Source organism: Chelatococcus sp. CO-6 (assembly GCF_001271345.1).
GTDB lineage: Bacteria > Pseudomonadota > Alphaproteobacteria > Rhizobiales > Beijerinckiaceae > Chelatococcus_A > Chelatococcus_A caeni.
On the sequence record NZ_CP012398.1, the window covers coordinates 3,907,463 to 3,923,458 of the forward strand.

Here is a 15,996-nt window from a genome sequence, read left to right on the forward strand (position 1 = left end):
TGGCCGCGACAAGCGCGGCCATGACGGACGGAGGGGGCCGCTCTTCCCCTTCGATTGCGCCAGGCGGATGGCCGGGACGAGCCCTGCCATGACGAAAGGCTGCCGGCTACGGAAAAGGAGCAAAGGCACGGCATGATGATGAGCCGCATCCTGAAATACCGGGAGCTTCTGCTGGGGGCGATCATCCTCGCCCTCATCGCGGCCTTCAGCCTGCGCGCACCCGGATTCGCAACACCGAGAAACCTCGCCGGCATCTTCAACGACACCTCGATCCTCATCATCCTGGCGCTCGGCCAGATGGCGGTGATCCTGACGAAGTCGATCGACCTCTCGGTCGCGGCCAATCTCGCCTTCACCGGCATGGCGGTGGCGATGCTGAACGCCGCCTATCCCGGCATCCCGCTGCCGCTGCTGATCGGGGCGGCGATGGCGATCGGCGCCGTGCTCGGCGCCGTCAACGGCTTCATGGTGTGGATCATCGGCATTCCCCCGATCGTCGCCACGCTCGGCACGCTCACCATCTATCGCGGCCTTGCCTTCGTCCTCTCCGGCGGGGCGTGGGTCAACCAGACGCAGATGACGAGCGCCTTTCTCGACACGCCGCGCATTCCGCTCCTCGGCCTGCCGCTCAACGGCTGGACGGCGCTGCTCGTCATCGCCGTCATCGCCGTCGTCTTCATGCGCACGGGCTTCGGCCGGGCGCTCTACGCCTCGGGCGGCAACCCGACGGCCGCGCTCTATGCCGGCATCGACGTGGGGCGCACGCGCTTCTTCGCCTTCGTCCTGTCGGGGACGCTCGCCGGGCTCTGCGGCTATCTCTGGGTGGCGCGCTACGCCGTCGCCTATGTCGACATCGCCGCCGGCTTCGAGCTCGACACGGTGGCGGCCTGCGTCATCGGCGGCATCTCGACGCTCGGGGGCATCGGCTCCGTGGCCGGGGCGGTGCTCGGGGCGCTCTTCCTCGGCGTCATCAAGAACGCACTGCCGGTGATCGACATCTCGCCCTTCTGGCAGATGGCCATCTCCGGCCTCGTCATCATCATCGCCGTGCTCTTCAACGCCCGGCAGGAGCGGCGCAAGGGACGGCTCATCCTGCGCGATGCGGCCCGCAGTCCCGCGCCTGCCGCAGCGGAGGGAGCCGCCGCATGAGCACCATGCCTCTCGACAAGCCAACCGTGCGACGCATCCCAGACAAGCTGTCGACGCCCGCGGCGCGCCTCCTCGGCAGCTGGGAGAGCCTGCTGGCGGCCGTGGCGATCGCGATCTTCTTCGCCAATTCGCTGGCCTCGCCGCATTTCCTCGATCCGTGGAACCTGTCGGACGCCACCTACAACTTCACCGAGAAGGCGATGATCGCCTTCGCCATGACGCTGCTCATCATCTCCGGCGAGATCGACCTGTCGGTTGCCGCCATCATCGCGCTCGCCTCGACCGCCATGGGCGCGGCGGCGCAGATGGGCTTCGGCGCGCCGGCGCTCGTGGGCATCGGGCTCGGCGTCGGGCTCCTGTGCGGGGCCTTCAACGGCCTGCTCGTGGCGCGCATCGGCCTGCCGTCGATCGTCGTCACCATCGGCACCATGAGCCTCTTCCGCGGCATTGCGCAGATCGTGCTGGGCGACAAGGCCTACGGCGGCTATCCGGCCGACTTCGCGTGGTTCGGCCAGGGCTACATGTCCGATCTCTCCTGGTGGCCGTCATGGCCCGGCTTCGAGGTGGTGACCTTCGAGATGGTCGCCTTCCTCGTCTTCGCGCTCCTCTTCGGCGTCCTGCTGCACATGACCGCCTTCGGCCGCCGCATCTACGCCATCGGCAACAACGCCTTCGCCGCCGAGTTCTCGGGCATCCCGGTTAGGCGCACCAAGTTCGTCCTCTTCCTGATGACAGGCCTCATGAGCGGGGTCGCGGCCGTGTGCCTCACCTCGCGCCTCGGCTCGACGCGCCATTCGATCGCGGCAGGCTGGGAGCTCGAGATCATCACCATGACGGTGCTCGGCGGCGTCAGCATCCTCGGCGGCTCCGGCAGTATCGGCGGCGTCGTGCTCGCGGCCATCGTCATGGGGCTCGTCACCTTCGGCCTCGGGCTGCTCAACGTGCCCGGCATCGTCATGTCGATCTTCACGGGCCTCCTGCTCATCCTCGTGATCGCGCTGCCCATCGTCGTCCGCCGCCTCAGGGCTTCGTCATGACCGGAAAAGAGAAATTCGCCTTCAAGATGCAGCTCAATCCGGGCATGGAGGCGGAATACCGCCGCCGGCACGACGCCATCTGGCCGGAGCTCGTAGCGCTGCTGAAGGAAGCGGGCATCGAGGACTATTCCATCCACCTCGACCCGGAGACGAACATCCTCTTCGGCGTGCTGTGGCGGCGGGAGGGCCACGGCATGGACGATCTGCCGGGCCATCCCGTCATGCAGCGCTGGTGGGCCCACATGGCCGACATCATGGCGACGAATGCCGACCATTCGCCAGTGGCGAAGCCGCTCGTCACCGTCTTTCACATGGCCTGACCCATGCAGGTTGCGGTGCTCGACGTCGGCAAGACGAACGTCAAGGCGGTCGTGGTCGACACGGCGACCGGCCGTGAACTGGCGGCGCGCACCCGGCCCAACCGGGTGCTGACGAAGGATCCTTGTCCCCATTTCGATGTCGAGGGTATCTTCGCCTTCTTCATCGAGGCGCTGCGGGAGCTCTACGCCACGCTCGGCTTCGCGGCGATCTCGCTCACCGCTCACGGAGCCTGCGGCGCGCTCTTGAGCGACGAAGGCCTGGCGCTGCCGGTGCTCGACTACGAACATCGCTATCCGGCCGATATCGAGGCGGCCTATAACGCGATCCGGCCGCCCTTTGCCGAAACCTTCTCGCCGCGCCTGCCGGGCGGGCTCAACCTCGGCGCCCAGCTCCACTACCTGAAGTCCACTTTTCCCGAGGCCTTCGCCCGAGTGCGCAGCATCGTCACCTGGCCGCAATACTGGGGGTGGCGGCTGACGGGTGTCGCCGCCTGCGACGTCACCTCGCTCGGCTGCCACACGGACCTGTGGCGGCCGCATGAAGGGCGCTTGTCGTCACTCGTCGAGCGGCTCGGCATCGCCGGCCGGCTCGCGCCCGTGCGGCGGCCGTCGGACGTCCTCGGCCCGGTCGCGGCCGACATCGCGCGGCAGATCGGTCTCGATCGGCCGGTGCCGGTCCATTGCGGCATCCACGATTCCAATGCATCGCTGCTGCCGCACCTCGGCCGCGAGCCGCCGTTCGCGGTTGTCTCGACGGGGACCTGGGTCGTGACCTTCGCCGTCGGCGGCGATCTCGCCCGGCTCGATCCGGCGCGCGACACGCTGGCCAATGTCGATGCATTCGGCCGCGCCGTGCCCTCCGCCCGTTTCATGGGCGGGCGCGAATTCGAGATCCTGACCGGCGGAAGCGGGCAGGGGACGTCCGCCGCCCTGGCGCGCGTCGTCGGCGCGCCCATCCTCGTCATGCCCGGGGTGGTGGCCGGCTGCGGGCCGTTCCCACGGGCGACCGCCCGGCCCGCCGAGGCCCTGCAGGGTCTCGACGCGGACGAGGCCCATGTGGCGGCCTCGCTGTACACGGCCATGATGACGAAGACCTGCCTCGATCTGACCGGTGCCGCCGGGCCGGTCATCGTGGAAGGGCCGTTCGCCCGCAACCGGCTCTTCTGCGAGGCGCTGGCCGACGCGGCGGGCCGTCCCGTCATGCCGATGGCGGGGGCGACGGGCACCAGCGTCGGTGCGGCCCTGCTGGCGACAGGCGCGCCGATGACGCCACCCGTGCCCGAAGCCGTCGTCGCGCCCGGCTCGCTGCCGGCCGGGTTTGCATCCTATCGAACCGAGTGGGAGCAGGCGGCGCAGGCACGGTAGATGAGCCCCTTGGCTACTCCTCGAAGCGACCCGTGTTGTCCCGGTCGCGCTCATATCGTCTCGTGAGCGGAAACGGGGGCAGCCAGGACTCGCGGCGGATGATCCAGCTTTCGTAGGTCGGCGTCAGCTGGTCGGGGGCATCGAGTGCGCCGAGATTCACTTCGACTTCATCGCCGGTGCGCGCGAAAACGGACGAGCCGCAGCGGGGGCAGAAGAACCGCCCGGCATAGTCCCGCGTTTCGCCGTCGATCGTCACGGCATCCTGAGGGAATATGGCGGACGCGTGGAAAAGCGCCCCGTGATGCTTGCGGCAGTCGAGGCAGTGGCAAAGGCCGACGCGGTAGGGGCGCCCCGATGCCACAAGTCGGACATTGCCGCACAGGCAACCGCCGGTGAACCGGTCCATGCCGTGTCTCCTTCAGATCCAACGGCTCGTCTGTCTACAACGAACGCGGTCAGCCGTCGATGAAGCGCCTTCCATCCGGGACGATGGATCGTCGATGTGCGGGATGGCCACCGTCCTTCACGCCTCGACATTGCTCAGGCTGCGCGACGGATAGCGCAGTGACACGTCGAACGGGTTGAGGCCGGCGGCCAGCGTGGCCGCCTCCGCCTGCAGGATGTGCACCACGCTCGGCAGGCGCTGCGGCCCGAGCCGCTCGGCGAGCGTGCCGACGCTGAGCGCCGCCAGGGGCCGGCCCTGGGCGTCGATGACCGGCACGCCGACGCCCGCCATGCCGGGGATGAGGCCGGTGTTGAGGTTGACCCAGCCCTGGCGCCGCGCCTCGGCGAGCGCCGTCCTGAGCCCCGCCTCGTCGAGAAAGCCGCGGTCGAGAAGGCGCGGGACGTTGAAGCGGATGACCTCCTCCTGCTCCGCCTCCGGCAGGTGGGCGAGAATGGCGAGGCTGCCCTGGCCGAGGCCGAGCGGCACCCGCCCGCCGATATCGCCGGTGAAGGAGCGGATGGGGAAGGGCCCCTCGACGCGGTCGAGGCAGACGGCATCATAGCCGTGCCGCACCAGGAGGAAGATCGTGTCGCTCAAGGTGGCGGCGAGGCGCAGCAGCACCGGCCGGGCGAGGTCGCGGATGCCGCTGGCCTGTCCGGCCTTGGCCGCCAGCACGAAGAAGTCGAGCGACAGGCGATAGCGCTTGCCGCCCGCCACCTGCTCGACGAAGCCTTCCGCCATCAGGTCCTGCAGCGCCCGGTGCGCCGTCGGCTGGCTGCAGCGGGCCGCCTCGGCGATGTCCTTCAGCCGCATCCCGTCGGCATCGCTGGTGGCGACGATGCGCAGCAGGCCGAGCGCGCGGCGGAGGCTGGAGATGGTCGGCGCTTCTTCCGTCATTCGCCACCTGAAACAAGCGAAGGATATGAACGACAGAAATTTCACATATCAGAATTATGTCAACATAAATTCATATGAATGAAATTTGTCATTGACCCGGATCTGCCTCATGCCGCCTCCTTGCAGCAGTTCGAAGGTGTGAGGCAGGGCAGGGCGGGGCATGGGTTTCCTGACGCTCGAAGGAGTGAGCAAGGTCTACGGCGGGCTCGCCGCCGTGCGCGATGTCGATCTGGCGGTGGCCAGGGGCGAATTCGTCTCGCTGCTCGGCCCCTCCGGCTGCGGCAAGACGACGACCCTGCAGATGATCGCCGGGCTGGTGGAGCCGACCGGCGGGCGCATTGGCCTCGACGGGCGCGACATCACCCGCGAGAAGCCGAACCGTCGTGGCCTCGGTGTCGTCTTCCAGAGCTATGCGCTCTTTCCGCACATGACGGTGGCCGAGAACGTCGCCTTCGGCCTCGAGATGCGCAAGGTGCCGCGCGCCGAGCGCGACAGGCGCGTCGCCGAGATGCTCGCGCTCGTCCACCTCGCCAATCTGGCGGAGCGCTATCCACGCCAGCTCTCCGGCGGCCAGCGCCAGCGCGTCGCCATCGCGCGCGCCCTCGTCATCGCCCCGCCCGTGCTGCTGCTCGACGAGCCCTTGTCCAACCTTGACGCCAAGCTGCGCGAGGAAATGCAGTTCGAGCTGCGGCGCATCCAGCGCAGCGTCGGCACCACCACCATCATGGTGACGCACGATCAGGCCGAGGCCTTGTCCATCAGCGACCGCGTCGTGGTGATGGAAGCCGGGCGCATGACGCAGATCGACGCGCCCTATCGTCTCTACGAGCAGCCGGCGACGGCCTTCATCTCGACCTTCGTCGGCAAGATGAACCGGCTTGCCGGGGTCTGGCGCGACGGCGGCGTGGCGGTCGCCGGCACGGTGCTGGCGAGCGCGCCGGCCGACGTTGCCGCCGGGGCGGCGGTGACGGCCTCGATCCGCCCCGAGAAGCTCCACCTGCGCCCTATGGGCGAGGGACGCCTCGCCGGGCGGGTGGCGAGCCGCTTCTTCCTCGGCGGGCACTGGCTCCTCACGGTCGGGACCGAGGCCGGCGACATCCTGGTGTCGGTGCCGAACACGGGTGAGGAGCCGGCGCGCGAGGGCGAGCCGGTCGGTCTCGACTGGGCGCCGGCCAGCCTTCGCGTCGAAGCCGACGCCGGGGCCGCTGCATGAGCCGGTCGGTCGCCACGCCCCTGATGCTCGCGTCGCCCGGCGCGGTGCTGTTCGCCGGGCTCGTCATTGTCCCGCTCGTGCTGACGCTGATCCTGTCCTTCCTCGCCTATGATCACGGGATCGGCATCAAGGACAGCTGGACGCTGGCGCATTACGTGCACGTGCTGTCCGACAGCTACTATCTCGGCATCTTCTGGCGCACGCTGCGCCTTGCGGCGCTGACGACGCTGATCTGCGCCCTCATCGGCGCACCGGAGGCCTACATCCTCTCGCGCATGCGGAGCCCGTGGCGCTCCGTCTTCCTGCTCGTCATCATCGGGCCGCTGCTCGTGTCGGTCGTCGTGCGGGCTTTCGGCTGGAGCATGCTGCTCGGCTCCACCGGCCTCGTGAACGCGGCGCTCCACGCCATCGGCCTCGGCCCGGTGCGGCTGCTCTATACCGAGACGGCGATCGTCATCGCCCTCGTCCACGTCATGCTGCCGTTCATGGTCATCCCCGTGTGGACGGCGCTGCAGAAGCTCGACCCCATGGTCGAGGCCGCGGCCTGGACGCTGGGGGCCTCGCGCTTCTCCGCCCTGCGCCGCGTGGTCATGCCGCAGGTGTCCATGGGACTTCTCTCCGGCAGCCTCATCGTCTTCGGGCTGTCGGCGAGCGCCTTCGCCATTCCGGGCCTGCTCGGCGGACGGCGGCTCAAGATGGCGGCGACGCTCGTCTATGACGAATACATGCACGAGCTCAACTGGCCGCTCGGCGCCGCCATCGCCATCCTCGTGCTCGTTGCCAACCTCGTCATCATGCTCGCCTACAACAGGGCCGTCGAAGCGCGCGCCCGCCGCATGCTCGGGTGAGGCCATGCAGAAGAACGGCCCCGTCGCGCTCCTCTTTCACGCCCTCGTCGTCGCCTTCGTCCTGGCGCCGCTCGTCGTCATCTGCCTCGTAGCGTTCACGCCCGAGAACACGCTGACGATGCCGACCACCGCGTTCTCGCTGCGCTGGTTCCGGGCGGTGTTCGAGCACCCGGATTTCGTCACCGCCTTCGGCAACTCGCTGTGGCTCGCCACGATTGCCGCCAGCATCTCCGTCGCGATCGCGGTGCCGGCGGGCCTCGCCATCGACCGCTACCGCTTTCCCGGCCGCGATGCGCTCAACGGGCTTTTTCTCTCGCCGCTCATCATCCCGCACCTCGTGCTCGGCGTCGCTTTCCTGAGGCTCTTCGCCCTCATCGGCGCCACCGGCTCCTTCGCCTGGCTGGTGCTCAGCCACGTCATCATCGTCACGCCCTATGTGCTGCGCCTCGTGCTCGCGGCGCTGTCGGGGCTCGACCGCAGCGCCGAGCAGGCGGCGATGACGCTGGGCGCCTCGCGCTTCACGGTCTTCCGGCGCGTCACCGCGCCGATGATCCTGCCCGGCATCAGCGGCGGCTGGCTCATCGCCTTCATCAACAGCTTCGACGAACTGACGATGTCGATCTTCGTGACCTCGCCCGCCACCGTGACCCTGCCGGTGCGCATGTACATGTACGCCACCGAATCCATCGACCCGATGATGGCCGCGGTCTCGGCGCTGATGATCGCGCTCACCGCCCTCGCCATGCTGGTGCTCGACCGCGTCTTCGGTCTCGACAAGATCCTCGTCGGCGAGAAGTGAGGCGCGGCATGTCCCTCTTCCACCGCATCGCCCGCAGCGACCATGCGCCGGTCCGGTTCCTGCTCGACGGCGTGCCCTGCGAGGGCCGCGAGGGCGACACCCTGCTCACCGCCATCCTGACCCATGTCGACAAGGTGCGCGTCAGCGACTTCTCCGGCGCACCGCGGGCCGGCTTCTGCCAGATGGGCGCCTGCCAGGATTGCTGGGTGACGCTGGCGGAAGGCGAGCGCGTGCGTGCCTGCACGACGCCGCTCACGGCCGGCATGTCTGTCGTGACGGGAGCCGCCGCATGAGCCGCCCGCAGCCGCTCGTCGTCGGTGCCGGCCCCGCCGGCGTGCGCGCCGCCGAGACGCTCGTGAAGGCGGGCCTTCGCCCGCTCGTCGTCGACGAGGCGCCTGCCTGCGGCGGCCAGATCTATCGCCGTCCGCTCGTGAAGGACGAACGCGATGCGCGCGCGCTCTACGGGTCGGAAGCCGGCAAGGCGCAGCGCCTGCACGGCGCCTTCGCCGCCCTCACGGACCGCATCGATTACTGGCCCCGCGCGCTCGTCTGGAACATGCGCGACGGCCGCGCCGATATCGCCGTCGCCGGCGAGAGCCGCGCGGTCGCCTATGATGGGCTCATCCTCGCCACGGGCGCGAGCGACCGCGTGCTGCCCGTGCCAGGCTGGACGCTACCCGGTGTCTTCACCCTCGGCGGGGCGCAGGTCGCCTTGAAGGCACAGGGCTGCGCCATCGGCCAGCGCGTCGTCTTCGCCGGCTCCGGGCCGCTGCTCTATCTCGTCGCCTGGCAGTACTTGAAGGCGGGCGTCAAGGTGGCCGCGGTGCTCGACGCCGCGCCGTTCGCGGCCAAGCGCCACCTGCTGCGCGGGCTGGCGCTCGCACCCGACATCGTCCTGCGCGGCATGCGCTTTGCCGCCGAACTGCGGCTCAATGGCGTGTTGCTGCGCCATGGCATCTGCGATCTCGCCTTGGAGGGCGAGGGCAGGGTCGCCGGCGTGCGCTGGCGCGAGGGCAGGCGGGAGCGGCACCTCTTCTGCGACGGCGTCGGCTATGGCCTGTCGCTCCGCTCTGAGACGCAGCTCGCCGATCTTGCCGGGTGCGCCTTCGCCTTCAACCAGCGCGACCGGGCCTTCCTGCCGCAACGGGACTCGTCCAGCCGCACCAGTGTCCGCGGCGTCTATATCGCCGGCGACGGCGCCGGCATTGCCGGGGCGGATGCGGCGGAGCTCGCCGGCGAGCGGGCGGCGCTGGCGCTCCTCGAGGACCGCGGCCTGCCGCATGCGCCGGAGCGGGCGGCGGACCTGGAACGAAAGCTCGCCCGGATTGGCCGTTTCCGCGACGTGCTGGAGGCTGCCTTCCCCTTTCCCGCCCAATGGGCGGCGCGCGTGAAGGACGAAACCGTCGTCTGCCGCTGCGAGGAGGTGAGCGCCCGTGCCCTGCGCAACGCGGTGCACGACTTTTCGCTCGACGAGATCAACCGCCTCAAGGCCGTCAGCCGCATCGGCATGGGCCGCTGCCAGGGCCGCTTCTGCGGCGCGGCGGCGGCCGAACTTCTCGCTGTCGAGACGGGACGCGGCGTCGAGGCCGTCGGGCGGCTCAGAAGCCAGCCGCCGGTCAAGCCGGTGCCGCTCACGCTGATGCCGCGGGAGGCCGCGGAATGAGCCCACGCCTTCACGTCGATGTCGCCGTGATCGGCGGCGGGCTCGTCGGCAGCTCGGCGGCGCTGGCCCTCAGCCAGATGGGCATGCGCGTGGCGCTGCTCGACCGGCGCTATTGCGGCGCGCAGGCGAGCGGGGTCAACTACGGCGGCGTGCGCCGGCAGGGCCGGCCGCCCGAGCAGTTGCCCCTGTCCCAGCGTGCCCATGCCGTCTGGCCGCGGCTCAAGGCCCTCATCGGCATCGACGGGGAGTTTCTGCGCTCGGGCCATCTCAAGCTCGCGATGAGCGAGGCCGACATGGCGTCGCTGGAGGCTTACGCGGCAAAGGTCGCCGACTGCGGCCTCGACCTCGAACTTCTCGGCCACAACGAGCTGCACCGGCGCTTTCCGTGGCTCGGCGACGCGGTCGGCGGCTCCTTCTGCGCGGGGGACGGTCATGCCAATCCGCGCCTCGTGGCGACCGGCTTTGCCGCCGCCGCCCGCCGCGCCGGCGTCCACGTCCTCGAGAACGCGCCCGTCACGGGCGTTGCCCGCAATGGCGCGGGCTTTGCGCTGGAGGCGGGGGAGGGGCTGAAGCTCACGGCCGGCACCGTCATCAACAGCGCCGGCGCCTGGGCCGATCGTTTCGCGGCCAGCTTCGGAGAGCCGGTGCCGCTCCGGCGCATCTATCCCTCCATGGTGGTGACGGAGCCGCTCGCGCCGGTGCTCACCGTCAACATCGGCATGGAGGGGGCGGCATCTACGCCCGGCAGGTGGAGCGCGGCAACTGCATCGTCGGCGGCGAGCGGGCCGAGGCGCTGGCGGATGCGGACTTCTCGCGCCCCCGTTCGGACGGTGCGCTCGCCATCATGAGCCGTGCCGCCGCGCTCTTTCCCGGCCTTGCGAAGGCCCAGGCCATCCGCTTCTGGAGCGGCACCGAGGCCGAGATGCCGGACAGGAACCCGGTCATCGGCCCGAGCCTGACGACGCCGGGCCTCATCTACGCCTTCGGCTTCTCCGGCGCCGGCTTCCAGATCGCGCCGGGCGTCGGCGAGGTGCTGGCGGAGCTCGTCCGCGACGGCCGGACCACGACGCCGATCGAGGCCTTTTCCATCGCCCGCTTCGCGGCGGGCGCATCGACCGACCGCACCACCCTCGGCTCGGGTGCGGGTGAGGAGCAAGAGCCGCAAAGAAGGGGAGCCTGACAGCATGACGAACCGCACCATCCTCATGGCCGGGGCCGCGGCCCTCGCCCTCGGCCACGCCACCGCCGTGTCGGCCGAGACGAAGACGCTCTACGTCGGCATGAACGGCGGCAATTTCGAGCGCACCTATACCCAGGCCGTCTTCCCGGATTTCGAGAAGGCCAACGACGTCAAGATCGTCGTCGTGCCGGGCACCTCGTCCGACATCCTCGCCAAGGCGACGGCTGCCAAGGACAAGCCGCAGATGCACGTCATGTTCCTCGACGACGGCGTCATGGTGCGTGCCGTCGGAGCGGGGCTGTGCGAGAAGCTGAAGCCGAGCCCGGAGCTCGACGAAATCCTGCCCAACGCGCGGCTCAAGGGCGACATGGCGGCGGGCGTCGACCTCGGCATGACGGGCCTTGCCTACAACAAGAAGCTGTTCGACGAGAACGGCTGGGCGGCGCCGACCTCGTGGATGGACCTCGCCGACCCGAAGTTTCAGGGCAAGGTCGTCTTCCAGTCCGCCGCCGCCTCGTCCTTCGGCCTGCACGCCTTCCTGATGTTCAACCGCATCCAGGGCGGCAGCGAGGACAACGTCGAGCCCGGCTTCGAGAAGTTCCGCGACACCATTGGCAAGAACGTCATCGAATTCATCCCGAACTCGTCGAAGATCTCGGAAATGGTGCAGACGGGCGAAGCCGCCATCTTCCCGCTGACGCCGACCTCGGTCGCGACGCTGAAGGACAAGGGTATCCCCGTCGAATACGCCCAGCCGAAGGAAGGCTCGGTGGTGCTGATGGTGGCCGAATGCGTCATCGCCGGCAATTCGGAGCCTGAGCTCGCCCAGAAGCTCGCCGCCTATCTTTTGTCCGCCGAGGCCCAGTCGAACGCGCTCGCCGCCGGCAATATCGTGCCGTCGAACCCCAAGGCGAAGGCGCGCACGCCGGAGGCGGAGAAGAAGCTCGAGACCTTCCACGGCTACATGAAGACCGCCGTGACGCTCGACTGGGACGTGATCAACGCCAAGCGGCCGGAGTGGAACAGCCGCTGGAACAAGACGATCGAGCAGTAGGACACGCTGCCGCCCCGCTTCATCGAGGGGCTTTGCCTGTGGCATGCCCGCGCTCGGCGCGGGCATGCCAGGCTGGTCACGCCGATCCGATGGCGGCGACTGGGCGGGGGAAGGGCCTCTTATCGCGACTTGCCGAAGGTGCCGAGCTGCACGTCGAGCAGGGCCGGGTCGACCTTGGCTTCGAGTTCGTCGAACATGCTGTCGGCGAAGTCGATCAGGCGATCCGAAGCGGCGAGGGCCGCGTCGACATCCCGCCGAAGGACCGGCTCGACGAGGTCGAGGTGCCGGTCGATCGTCGTGAGAAGAGCCTCGGGTCCGCCGATCTCCGCGAAATGCAATCCGCCGATGCGCCGGGAAACGGTGTGCAACGGCCGCAACGTGCGGTCGAGAAACGGTTCTTCCGCCGCATCCATCAGGGTGCGGTCGAGCAGCCTGTCGTAGGTGTTGAACTCCTCCAGCTCCATTTCCGCACGGCGGCTGCGCAGCTGATGGGCGATGTGCAGCATCTGGTTGCGGGTGTTGCCGCTCGCATTCATGGCCGCGAGGCGGACGACGAACCGGTCCATGTCGCGCCGCAGCTGCAGCAGCCGCCGATCGCGCGTCAGGTCGATCGGGCTGATCCTGAGGCCGTCACGGGGGCGGATCTGGATGAGCGTCTCGGCCGCGAGGCGCCGGACCGCCTGGTGCACGGGCGTGCGGCCGATGCCGATCTGGACCTGTAGCTCCTGCATGCGCACGTCCGCCCCCGGCTTGAGGATGCGGTGCACGATCAGGTCCTCGATACGGTCGTAGGCGATCTCGGCGAGGCTCGCCTGGCGGCCCGAGCCGTCACTCTCGATCACTTGCGCAGCATCCATTCCGTCCACCATCCACCCGGCTCTCGGGTCCCGTCGAGGTATCGTCGGGCAACCCTTCCGCCCGTTCTGATGTGCCGGCCCAGGCGCCAGCATGCTTCATATAGGCTTGCATATGCAGAAATGCAGTGATATTTCACGAAATGTCAAATGACCAATAACGCTGGCCGCGCTGCCGCAGCCGGCCAGTTTCCCAGGGAGTGAGCCGAATGTTCAGCCGCCGCACAGCTCTTGCCGGGTTCTCCGCCGCCATCGCGGGAGCCGCTGTCGCCCGTCCTGCCCTTGCCCAGTCGGCAACGACCCTGCGCTTCCAGACGCACCATGCGCCCACGTCGCTGCAGGGCGCAGCCCTTCTGCGCATGGCCGAGCGCATCAAGGAAATGTCGGCAGGCAGCCTCGTCGTCGAGATGCACACCAACAGCTCGATCGTGAAGGCCTCGGAGGCGTTCGAATCCTCGTCCATCGGCATCATCGACGGCGATGCGACGGGGGCGGGCTACATCACGGGCAAGGATCCGGCCTTCCAGTTCTTCGGCGACGTGATGGGCGGCTACGAGGATCCCTACCAGATCCTTGGCTGGTTCAAGCACGGCGGCGGGCGGGAGCTTGCGGACGAGCTCTATCCCAAGTTCGGCATGCATCTCATCGGCATCTTCGTCGCGACGCCCGAGTCCCTCGGCTCCACCAAGCCGCTGAGAGGCATCGAGGACCTCAAGGGCTGGAAGTTCCGCTCCCCGCCGGGCATGGAATCGGAGATCTTCACCAAGCTCGGATCCGGCCCCGTCGTGATGCCCTTCGGCGAGGTCTTCACCGCGATGAGCACCGGCGCCGTCTCGGGCGCGGATGCCTCGACCCTCGCAGTCAACAAGGGCCTCGGCCTCTATGACGTCGGCAAGCACGCGACCTATCCCGGCTTCCATTCGATGCCCATCGAGCACGTCTGTGTGAACCTCGAGAAGTGGAAGGCGCTGCCGGAGGACCAGCAGCGGATCTTCGAGGCGGCGGTGGACCAGATCGCGATCGAGGTGCCGACGCGCTCGACCATCGCCGACCAGAAGGCGGCCGCCGAGCTCCGGGAGGCCGGCGTCTCCCTGTACGACTGGTCGAGCGAGGACCGGGCGCAGTTCCGCAAGGTCGCGCAGGAGGTCTGGCTCGACTGGGCCGGCCGCAGCCCGATGGCCAAGAAAACCTTCGACAGCCATGTCGCCTACATGAAGCAGCTCGGCATCATCGCCTGAGCGGGCGCCGTCCGCCGATCAGGTGCCGGCCGTAGTGGTGCCGGCACCTGCCCTTGCGTCCCCAGGGAACCTGCGCAGCGATGTCGACCGATCCCGACCATCGCGACCACATGAACGACCGCGGCCCGCTCGTCTGGCCGGCCTGGCTCTTCATGGTGATCGTCGCCGCCACCGCCTACGAGATCGTGGCGCGCTACTTCCTCAGCGCGCCGACGATCTGGGCCAACGAGCTGACGCTCTTCGTCGCCTCGATCGCCTTCCTGTGCGCCGGGCTCTACGTCATGAGCCGCGACGAGCATCTCAGGATCACCATCTTCTACGACCTCGCCCCGCATTGGCTGCGGCGGCTGTTCGACTTCATCAATCTCGCCTGCGTCGTGGTGTTCTGCGGCAGCGTCGCCTGGTTCGGCTTTCCCAGTTCATGGCGCTCGCTCGCGGCGTGGGAGCGGTTCGGAACCGCCTGGAACCCGCCCATTCCTGCCGTCGTCAAGCCGCTCATCGTCGTCGTCGCTGCGCTGATGGTGCTGCTCGCCGTCCGCAACTTCTGGCGCGGTCGCCGTCCGTCGGACAGCGCCGACGCCGGCACGCTCTAGCCGGCCGGGACCGTCCATGTCCGTCGAGCTGATCTCGTTCATCCTCCTTTTCGGCGTCTTCGCCCTCATGGCGATCGGCGTGCCGCTGTCCTTCGCCGCCGGCGCGCTCGCCATCCTCATCGGGCTCGCCAAGTTCGGCACGCCCGCCATCGCCATCGCGCACAAGACCATCTACGGCCTCGCCACCGAATATGTCCTCGTGTCGGTGCCGATGTTCATCCTGATGGCATCGCTGCTCGAGCGCTCGCGCCTCGCCCGCGACCTCTATGACGCGCTGAACAGCATCTTCGGCCGGCTGCGCGGCGGGGTTGCCATCATCACGCTGCTCATCTCCGTGATCCTGGCCGCCATGAGCGGCATCATCGGCGGCGAGATCGTGCTGCTCGGCCTCGTCGCCCTGCCGCAGATGCTGCGCCTGAAATACGACCAGAAGCTCGCCATCGGCGTCGTCTGCGCCGGCGGCTCGCTCGGCACCATGATCCCGCCCTCGATCGTGTTGATCGTCTATGGCCTCGCCGCCGACGTCTCGGTCCAGAAGCTGTTCATCGCGTCAGTAATGCCCGGCGTGATGCTGGCGAGCCTCTATCTCATCTACGTCATCGTGAAATGCCGGCTCGATCCCGCCGCTGCGCCGGATACGGCCAGCGTCACCGTCGAACCGCTCGACTGGCGCAAGGTCGCCTCCGGCCTCGTGCCGGCCGCGGTGCTCATCGTCACGGTGTTCGGCTGCATCTACGGCGGCGTCACCTCGGTCACGGAGGCGGCGGGCATCGCGGTCGCCATCACGCTCGCCATCGTGGCGGTGCGCGGCGAGTTCACGATGCAGATGCTGAGCCAGTCGCTGATCCAGACCCTGCGGGCCTGCGGCATCATCCTGTGGGTCACCTTCGGCGCCGCCGTCCTCATCGCCGTCTACAACCTGTCCGGCGGCCAGCGCTTCGTCACGGATTTCATCGCAGGGCTCAACATCTCCCCGCTCGTGACCGTCCTCGTGATGATGGCGATCTTCATCTTCCTCGGCTGCTTCATGGACTGGATCGGCATCCTGCTGCTGTGCATGCCGATCTTCGTGCCGATCATCACCACCCTCGGCTACGACCCGATCTGGTTCGGCGTGCTCTTCTCGGTGACGATGCAGGTCTCCTTCCTGTCGCCTCCGTTCGGCCCGGCCGCCTTCTATCTGAAGAGCGTGACCCCGCCGCACATCACGCTGCAGCAGATCTTCGCCTCGCTGTGGCCGTTCATGCTGATCCAGCTCGCCGTGCTCGGCCTTCTTCTCGCCTTCCCCGATATCGCGCTCTGGCTGCCGCGGGTCACGGGCTGACCCGCCGCCGGAGCCGG

At 68.6% G+C, this 15,996-nt stretch carries 16 protein-coding genes and 1 pseudogene; 14 read left to right on the forward strand and 3 right to left on the reverse strand.

Features of this window, described 5'->3' with window-relative positions:
* Window positions 1–138: 138 nt before the first annotated feature.
* From AL346_RS18280 to AL346_RS18295, 4 genes are read left to right on the forward strand one after another with little or no spacing between them, the layout of a single operon-like run.
* Window positions 139–1,149 carry an ABC transporter permease gene (locus AL346_RS18280; protein ID WP_026015600.1) on the forward strand — a complete coding sequence of 337 codons (1,011 nt, stop codon included), beginning with the start codon at window positions 139–141 and terminating at the stop codon, window positions 1,147–1,149.
* A complete protein-coding gene (locus AL346_RS18285; RefSeq protein ID WP_019404814.1) occupies window positions 1,146–2,186 on the forward strand; it encodes an ABC transporter permease in 1,041 nt (346 codons plus the stop codon). The genes AL346_RS18280 and AL346_RS18285 overlap by 4 nt, the downstream gene beginning before the upstream one ends.
* Window positions 2,183–2,506 (forward strand): L-rhamnose mutarotase, encoded by a 324-nt coding sequence (gene rhaM, locus AL346_RS18290; RefSeq protein WP_019404813.1) that lies wholly within the window; start codon window positions 2,183–2,185, stop codon window positions 2,504–2,506. The genes AL346_RS18285 and rhaM overlap by 4 nt, the downstream gene beginning before the upstream one ends.
* A gap of 3 nt (window positions 2,507–2,509) precedes the next feature.
* On the forward strand, window positions 2,510–3,871 hold the full coding sequence (locus tag AL346_RS18295; RefSeq protein ID WP_019404812.1) for an FGGY-family carbohydrate kinase: 1,362 nt from the start codon (window positions 2,510–2,512) through the stop codon (window positions 3,869–3,871).
* A gap of 13 nt (window positions 3,872–3,884) precedes the next feature.
* Here AL346_RS18295 and AL346_RS18300 read toward each other — a convergent pair whose 3' ends face one another.
* Both AL346_RS18300 and AL346_RS18305 read right to left on the reverse strand, forming a co-directional pair.
* The gene (locus AL346_RS18300) at window positions 3,885–4,277 is read right to left on the reverse strand and encodes a GFA family protein (RefSeq protein WP_026015599.1); all 393 of its coding nucleotides are present in this window, start codon (window positions 4,275–4,277) and stop codon (window positions 3,885–3,887) included.
* A gap of 117 nt (window positions 4,278–4,394) precedes the next feature.
* Window positions 4,395–5,213, reverse strand: coding sequence for an IclR family transcriptional regulator (locus tag AL346_RS18305; protein ID WP_019404810.1), 819 nt, complete (start codon window positions 5,211–5,213; stop codon window positions 4,395–4,397).
* A gap of 160 nt (window positions 5,214–5,373) precedes the next feature.
* Between AL346_RS18305 and AL346_RS18310 the strand changes: the two genes are divergently transcribed.
* The 7 genes and pseudogenes from AL346_RS18310 (at window position 5,374) to AL346_RS18340 (ending at window position 11,970) form a co-directional block, all read left to right on the forward strand.
* Window positions 5,374–6,426, forward strand: a complete 1,053-nt coding sequence (locus AL346_RS18310; protein ID WP_019404809.1) for an ABC transporter ATP-binding protein — start codon at window positions 5,374–5,376, stop codon at window positions 6,424–6,426.
* The gene (locus tag AL346_RS18315) at window positions 6,423–7,274 is read left to right on the forward strand and encodes an ABC transporter permease (protein WP_019404808.1); all 852 of its coding nucleotides are present in this window, start codon (window positions 6,423–6,425) and stop codon (window positions 7,272–7,274) included. The genes AL346_RS18310 and AL346_RS18315 overlap by 4 nt, the downstream gene beginning before the upstream one ends.
* A gap of 4 nt (window positions 7,275–7,278) precedes the next feature.
* Complete coding sequence (locus AL346_RS18320) at window positions 7,279–8,073, forward strand: ABC transporter permease (RefSeq protein WP_019404807.1); 795 nt, start codon at window positions 7,279–7,281, stop codon at window positions 8,071–8,073.
* Window positions 8,074–8,081: 8 nt separating this feature from the next.
* Window positions 8,082–8,366, forward strand: a complete 285-nt coding sequence (locus AL346_RS18325) for a (2Fe-2S)-binding protein (RefSeq protein ID WP_019404806.1) — start codon at window positions 8,082–8,084, stop codon at window positions 8,364–8,366.
* Entirely contained in the window at window positions 8,363–9,736 is a 1,374-nt protein-coding gene (locus AL346_RS18330) for an NAD(P)/FAD-dependent oxidoreductase (protein WP_019404805.1), read from the forward strand. Before AL346_RS18325 ends, AL346_RS18330 begins: the two co-directional genes overlap by 4 nt.
* Window positions 9,733–10,916, forward strand: a pseudogene (locus tag AL346_RS18335) (NAD(P)/FAD-dependent oxidoreductase). Before AL346_RS18330 ends, AL346_RS18335 begins: the two are co-directional and overlap by 4 nt.
* A gap of 4 nt (window positions 10,917–10,920) precedes the next feature.
* The gene (locus AL346_RS18340) at window positions 10,921–11,970 is read left to right on the forward strand and encodes an ABC transporter substrate-binding protein (RefSeq protein ID WP_019404803.1); all 1,050 of its coding nucleotides are present in this window, start codon (window positions 10,921–10,923) and stop codon (window positions 11,968–11,970) included.
* Between the two features lie 119 nt (window positions 11,971–12,089).
* Here AL346_RS18340 and AL346_RS18345 read toward each other — a convergent pair whose 3' ends face one another.
* On the reverse strand, window positions 12,090–12,827 hold the full coding sequence (locus tag AL346_RS18345) for a GntR family transcriptional regulator (RefSeq protein ID WP_019404802.1): 738 nt from the start codon (window positions 12,825–12,827) through the stop codon (window positions 12,090–12,092).
* Window positions 12,828–13,033: 206 nt separating this feature from the next.
* On the opposite strand from AL346_RS18345, the gene AL346_RS18350 reads away from it, so the two are divergent.
* The 3 genes from AL346_RS18350 to AL346_RS18360 all read left to right on the forward strand — a co-directional run bounded on the left by AL346_RS18350 (window position 13,034) and on the right by AL346_RS18360 (window position 15,979).
* Window positions 13,034–14,062, forward strand: a complete 1,029-nt coding sequence (locus tag AL346_RS18350) for a TRAP transporter substrate-binding protein (protein WP_019404801.1) — start codon at window positions 13,034–13,036, stop codon at window positions 14,060–14,062.
* Window positions 14,063–14,142: 80 nt separating this feature from the next.
* A complete protein-coding gene (locus tag AL346_RS18355) occupies window positions 14,143–14,655 on the forward strand; it encodes a TRAP transporter small permease subunit (protein ID WP_019404800.1) in 513 nt (170 codons plus the stop codon).
* A gap of 16 nt (window positions 14,656–14,671) precedes the next feature.
* On the forward strand, window positions 14,672–15,979 hold the full coding sequence (locus AL346_RS18360; protein ID WP_019404799.1) for a TRAP transporter large permease subunit: 1,308 nt from the start codon (window positions 14,672–14,674) through the stop codon (window positions 15,977–15,979).
* Window positions 15,980–15,996: the final 17 nt, after the last annotated feature.

Excerpts from the sequence above, each read along its gene's own strand:
- AL346_RS18350 (WP_019404801.1), top strand. The coding sequence starts at position 13,034 with ATGTTCAGCCGCCGCACAGCTCTTGCCGGGTTCTCCGCCGCCATCGCG.
- AL346_RS18285 (WP_019404814.1), top strand. The coding sequence starts at position 1,146 with ATGAGCACCATGCCTCTCGACAAGCCAACCGTGCGACGCATCCCAGAC.
- AL346_RS18345 (WP_019404802.1), bottom strand. The coding sequence starts at position 12,827 with ATGGATGCTGCGCAAGTGATCGAGAGTGACGGCTCGGGCCGCCAGGCG.
- AL346_RS18280 (WP_026015600.1), top strand. The coding sequence starts at position 139 with ATGAGCCGCATCCTGAAATACCGGGAGCTTCTGCTGGGGGCGATCATC.
- AL346_RS18305 (WP_019404810.1), bottom strand. The coding sequence starts at position 5,213 with ATGACGGAAGAAGCGCCGACCATCTCCAGCCTCCGCCGCGCGCTCGGC.
- AL346_RS18320 (WP_019404807.1), top strand. The coding sequence starts at position 7,279 with ATGCAGAAGAACGGCCCCGTCGCGCTCCTCTTTCACGCCCTCGTCGTC.
- AL346_RS18310 (WP_019404809.1), top strand. The coding sequence starts at position 5,374 with ATGGGTTTCCTGACGCTCGAAGGAGTGAGCAAGGTCTACGGCGGGCTC.
- AL346_RS18300 (WP_026015599.1), bottom strand. The coding sequence starts at position 4,277 with ATGGACCGGTTCACCGGCGGTTGCCTGTGCGGCAATGTCCGACTTGTG.
- AL346_RS18355 (WP_019404800.1), top strand. The coding sequence starts at position 14,143 with ATGTCGACCGATCCCGACCATCGCGACCACATGAACGACCGCGGCCCG.
- AL346_RS18330 (WP_019404805.1), top strand. The coding sequence starts at position 8,363 with ATGAGCCGCCCGCAGCCGCTCGTCGTCGGTGCCGGCCCCGCCGGCGTG.
- AL346_RS18315 (WP_019404808.1), top strand. The coding sequence starts at position 6,423 with ATGAGCCGGTCGGTCGCCACGCCCCTGATGCTCGCGTCGCCCGGCGCG.
- AL346_RS18295 (WP_019404812.1), top strand. The coding sequence starts at position 2,510 with ATGCAGGTTGCGGTGCTCGACGTCGGCAAGACGAACGTCAAGGCGGTC.
- AL346_RS18340 (WP_019404803.1), top strand. The coding sequence starts at position 10,921 with ATGACGAACCGCACCATCCTCATGGCCGGGGCCGCGGCCCTCGCCCTC.
- AL346_RS18325 (WP_019404806.1), top strand. The coding sequence starts at position 8,082 with ATGTCCCTCTTCCACCGCATCGCCCGCAGCGACCATGCGCCGGTCCGG.
- rhaM (WP_019404813.1), top strand. The coding sequence starts at position 2,183 with ATGACCGGAAAAGAGAAATTCGCCTTCAAGATGCAGCTCAATCCGGGC.
- AL346_RS18360 (WP_019404799.1), top strand. The coding sequence starts at position 14,672 with ATGTCCGTCGAGCTGATCTCGTTCATCCTCCTTTTCGGCGTCTTCGCC.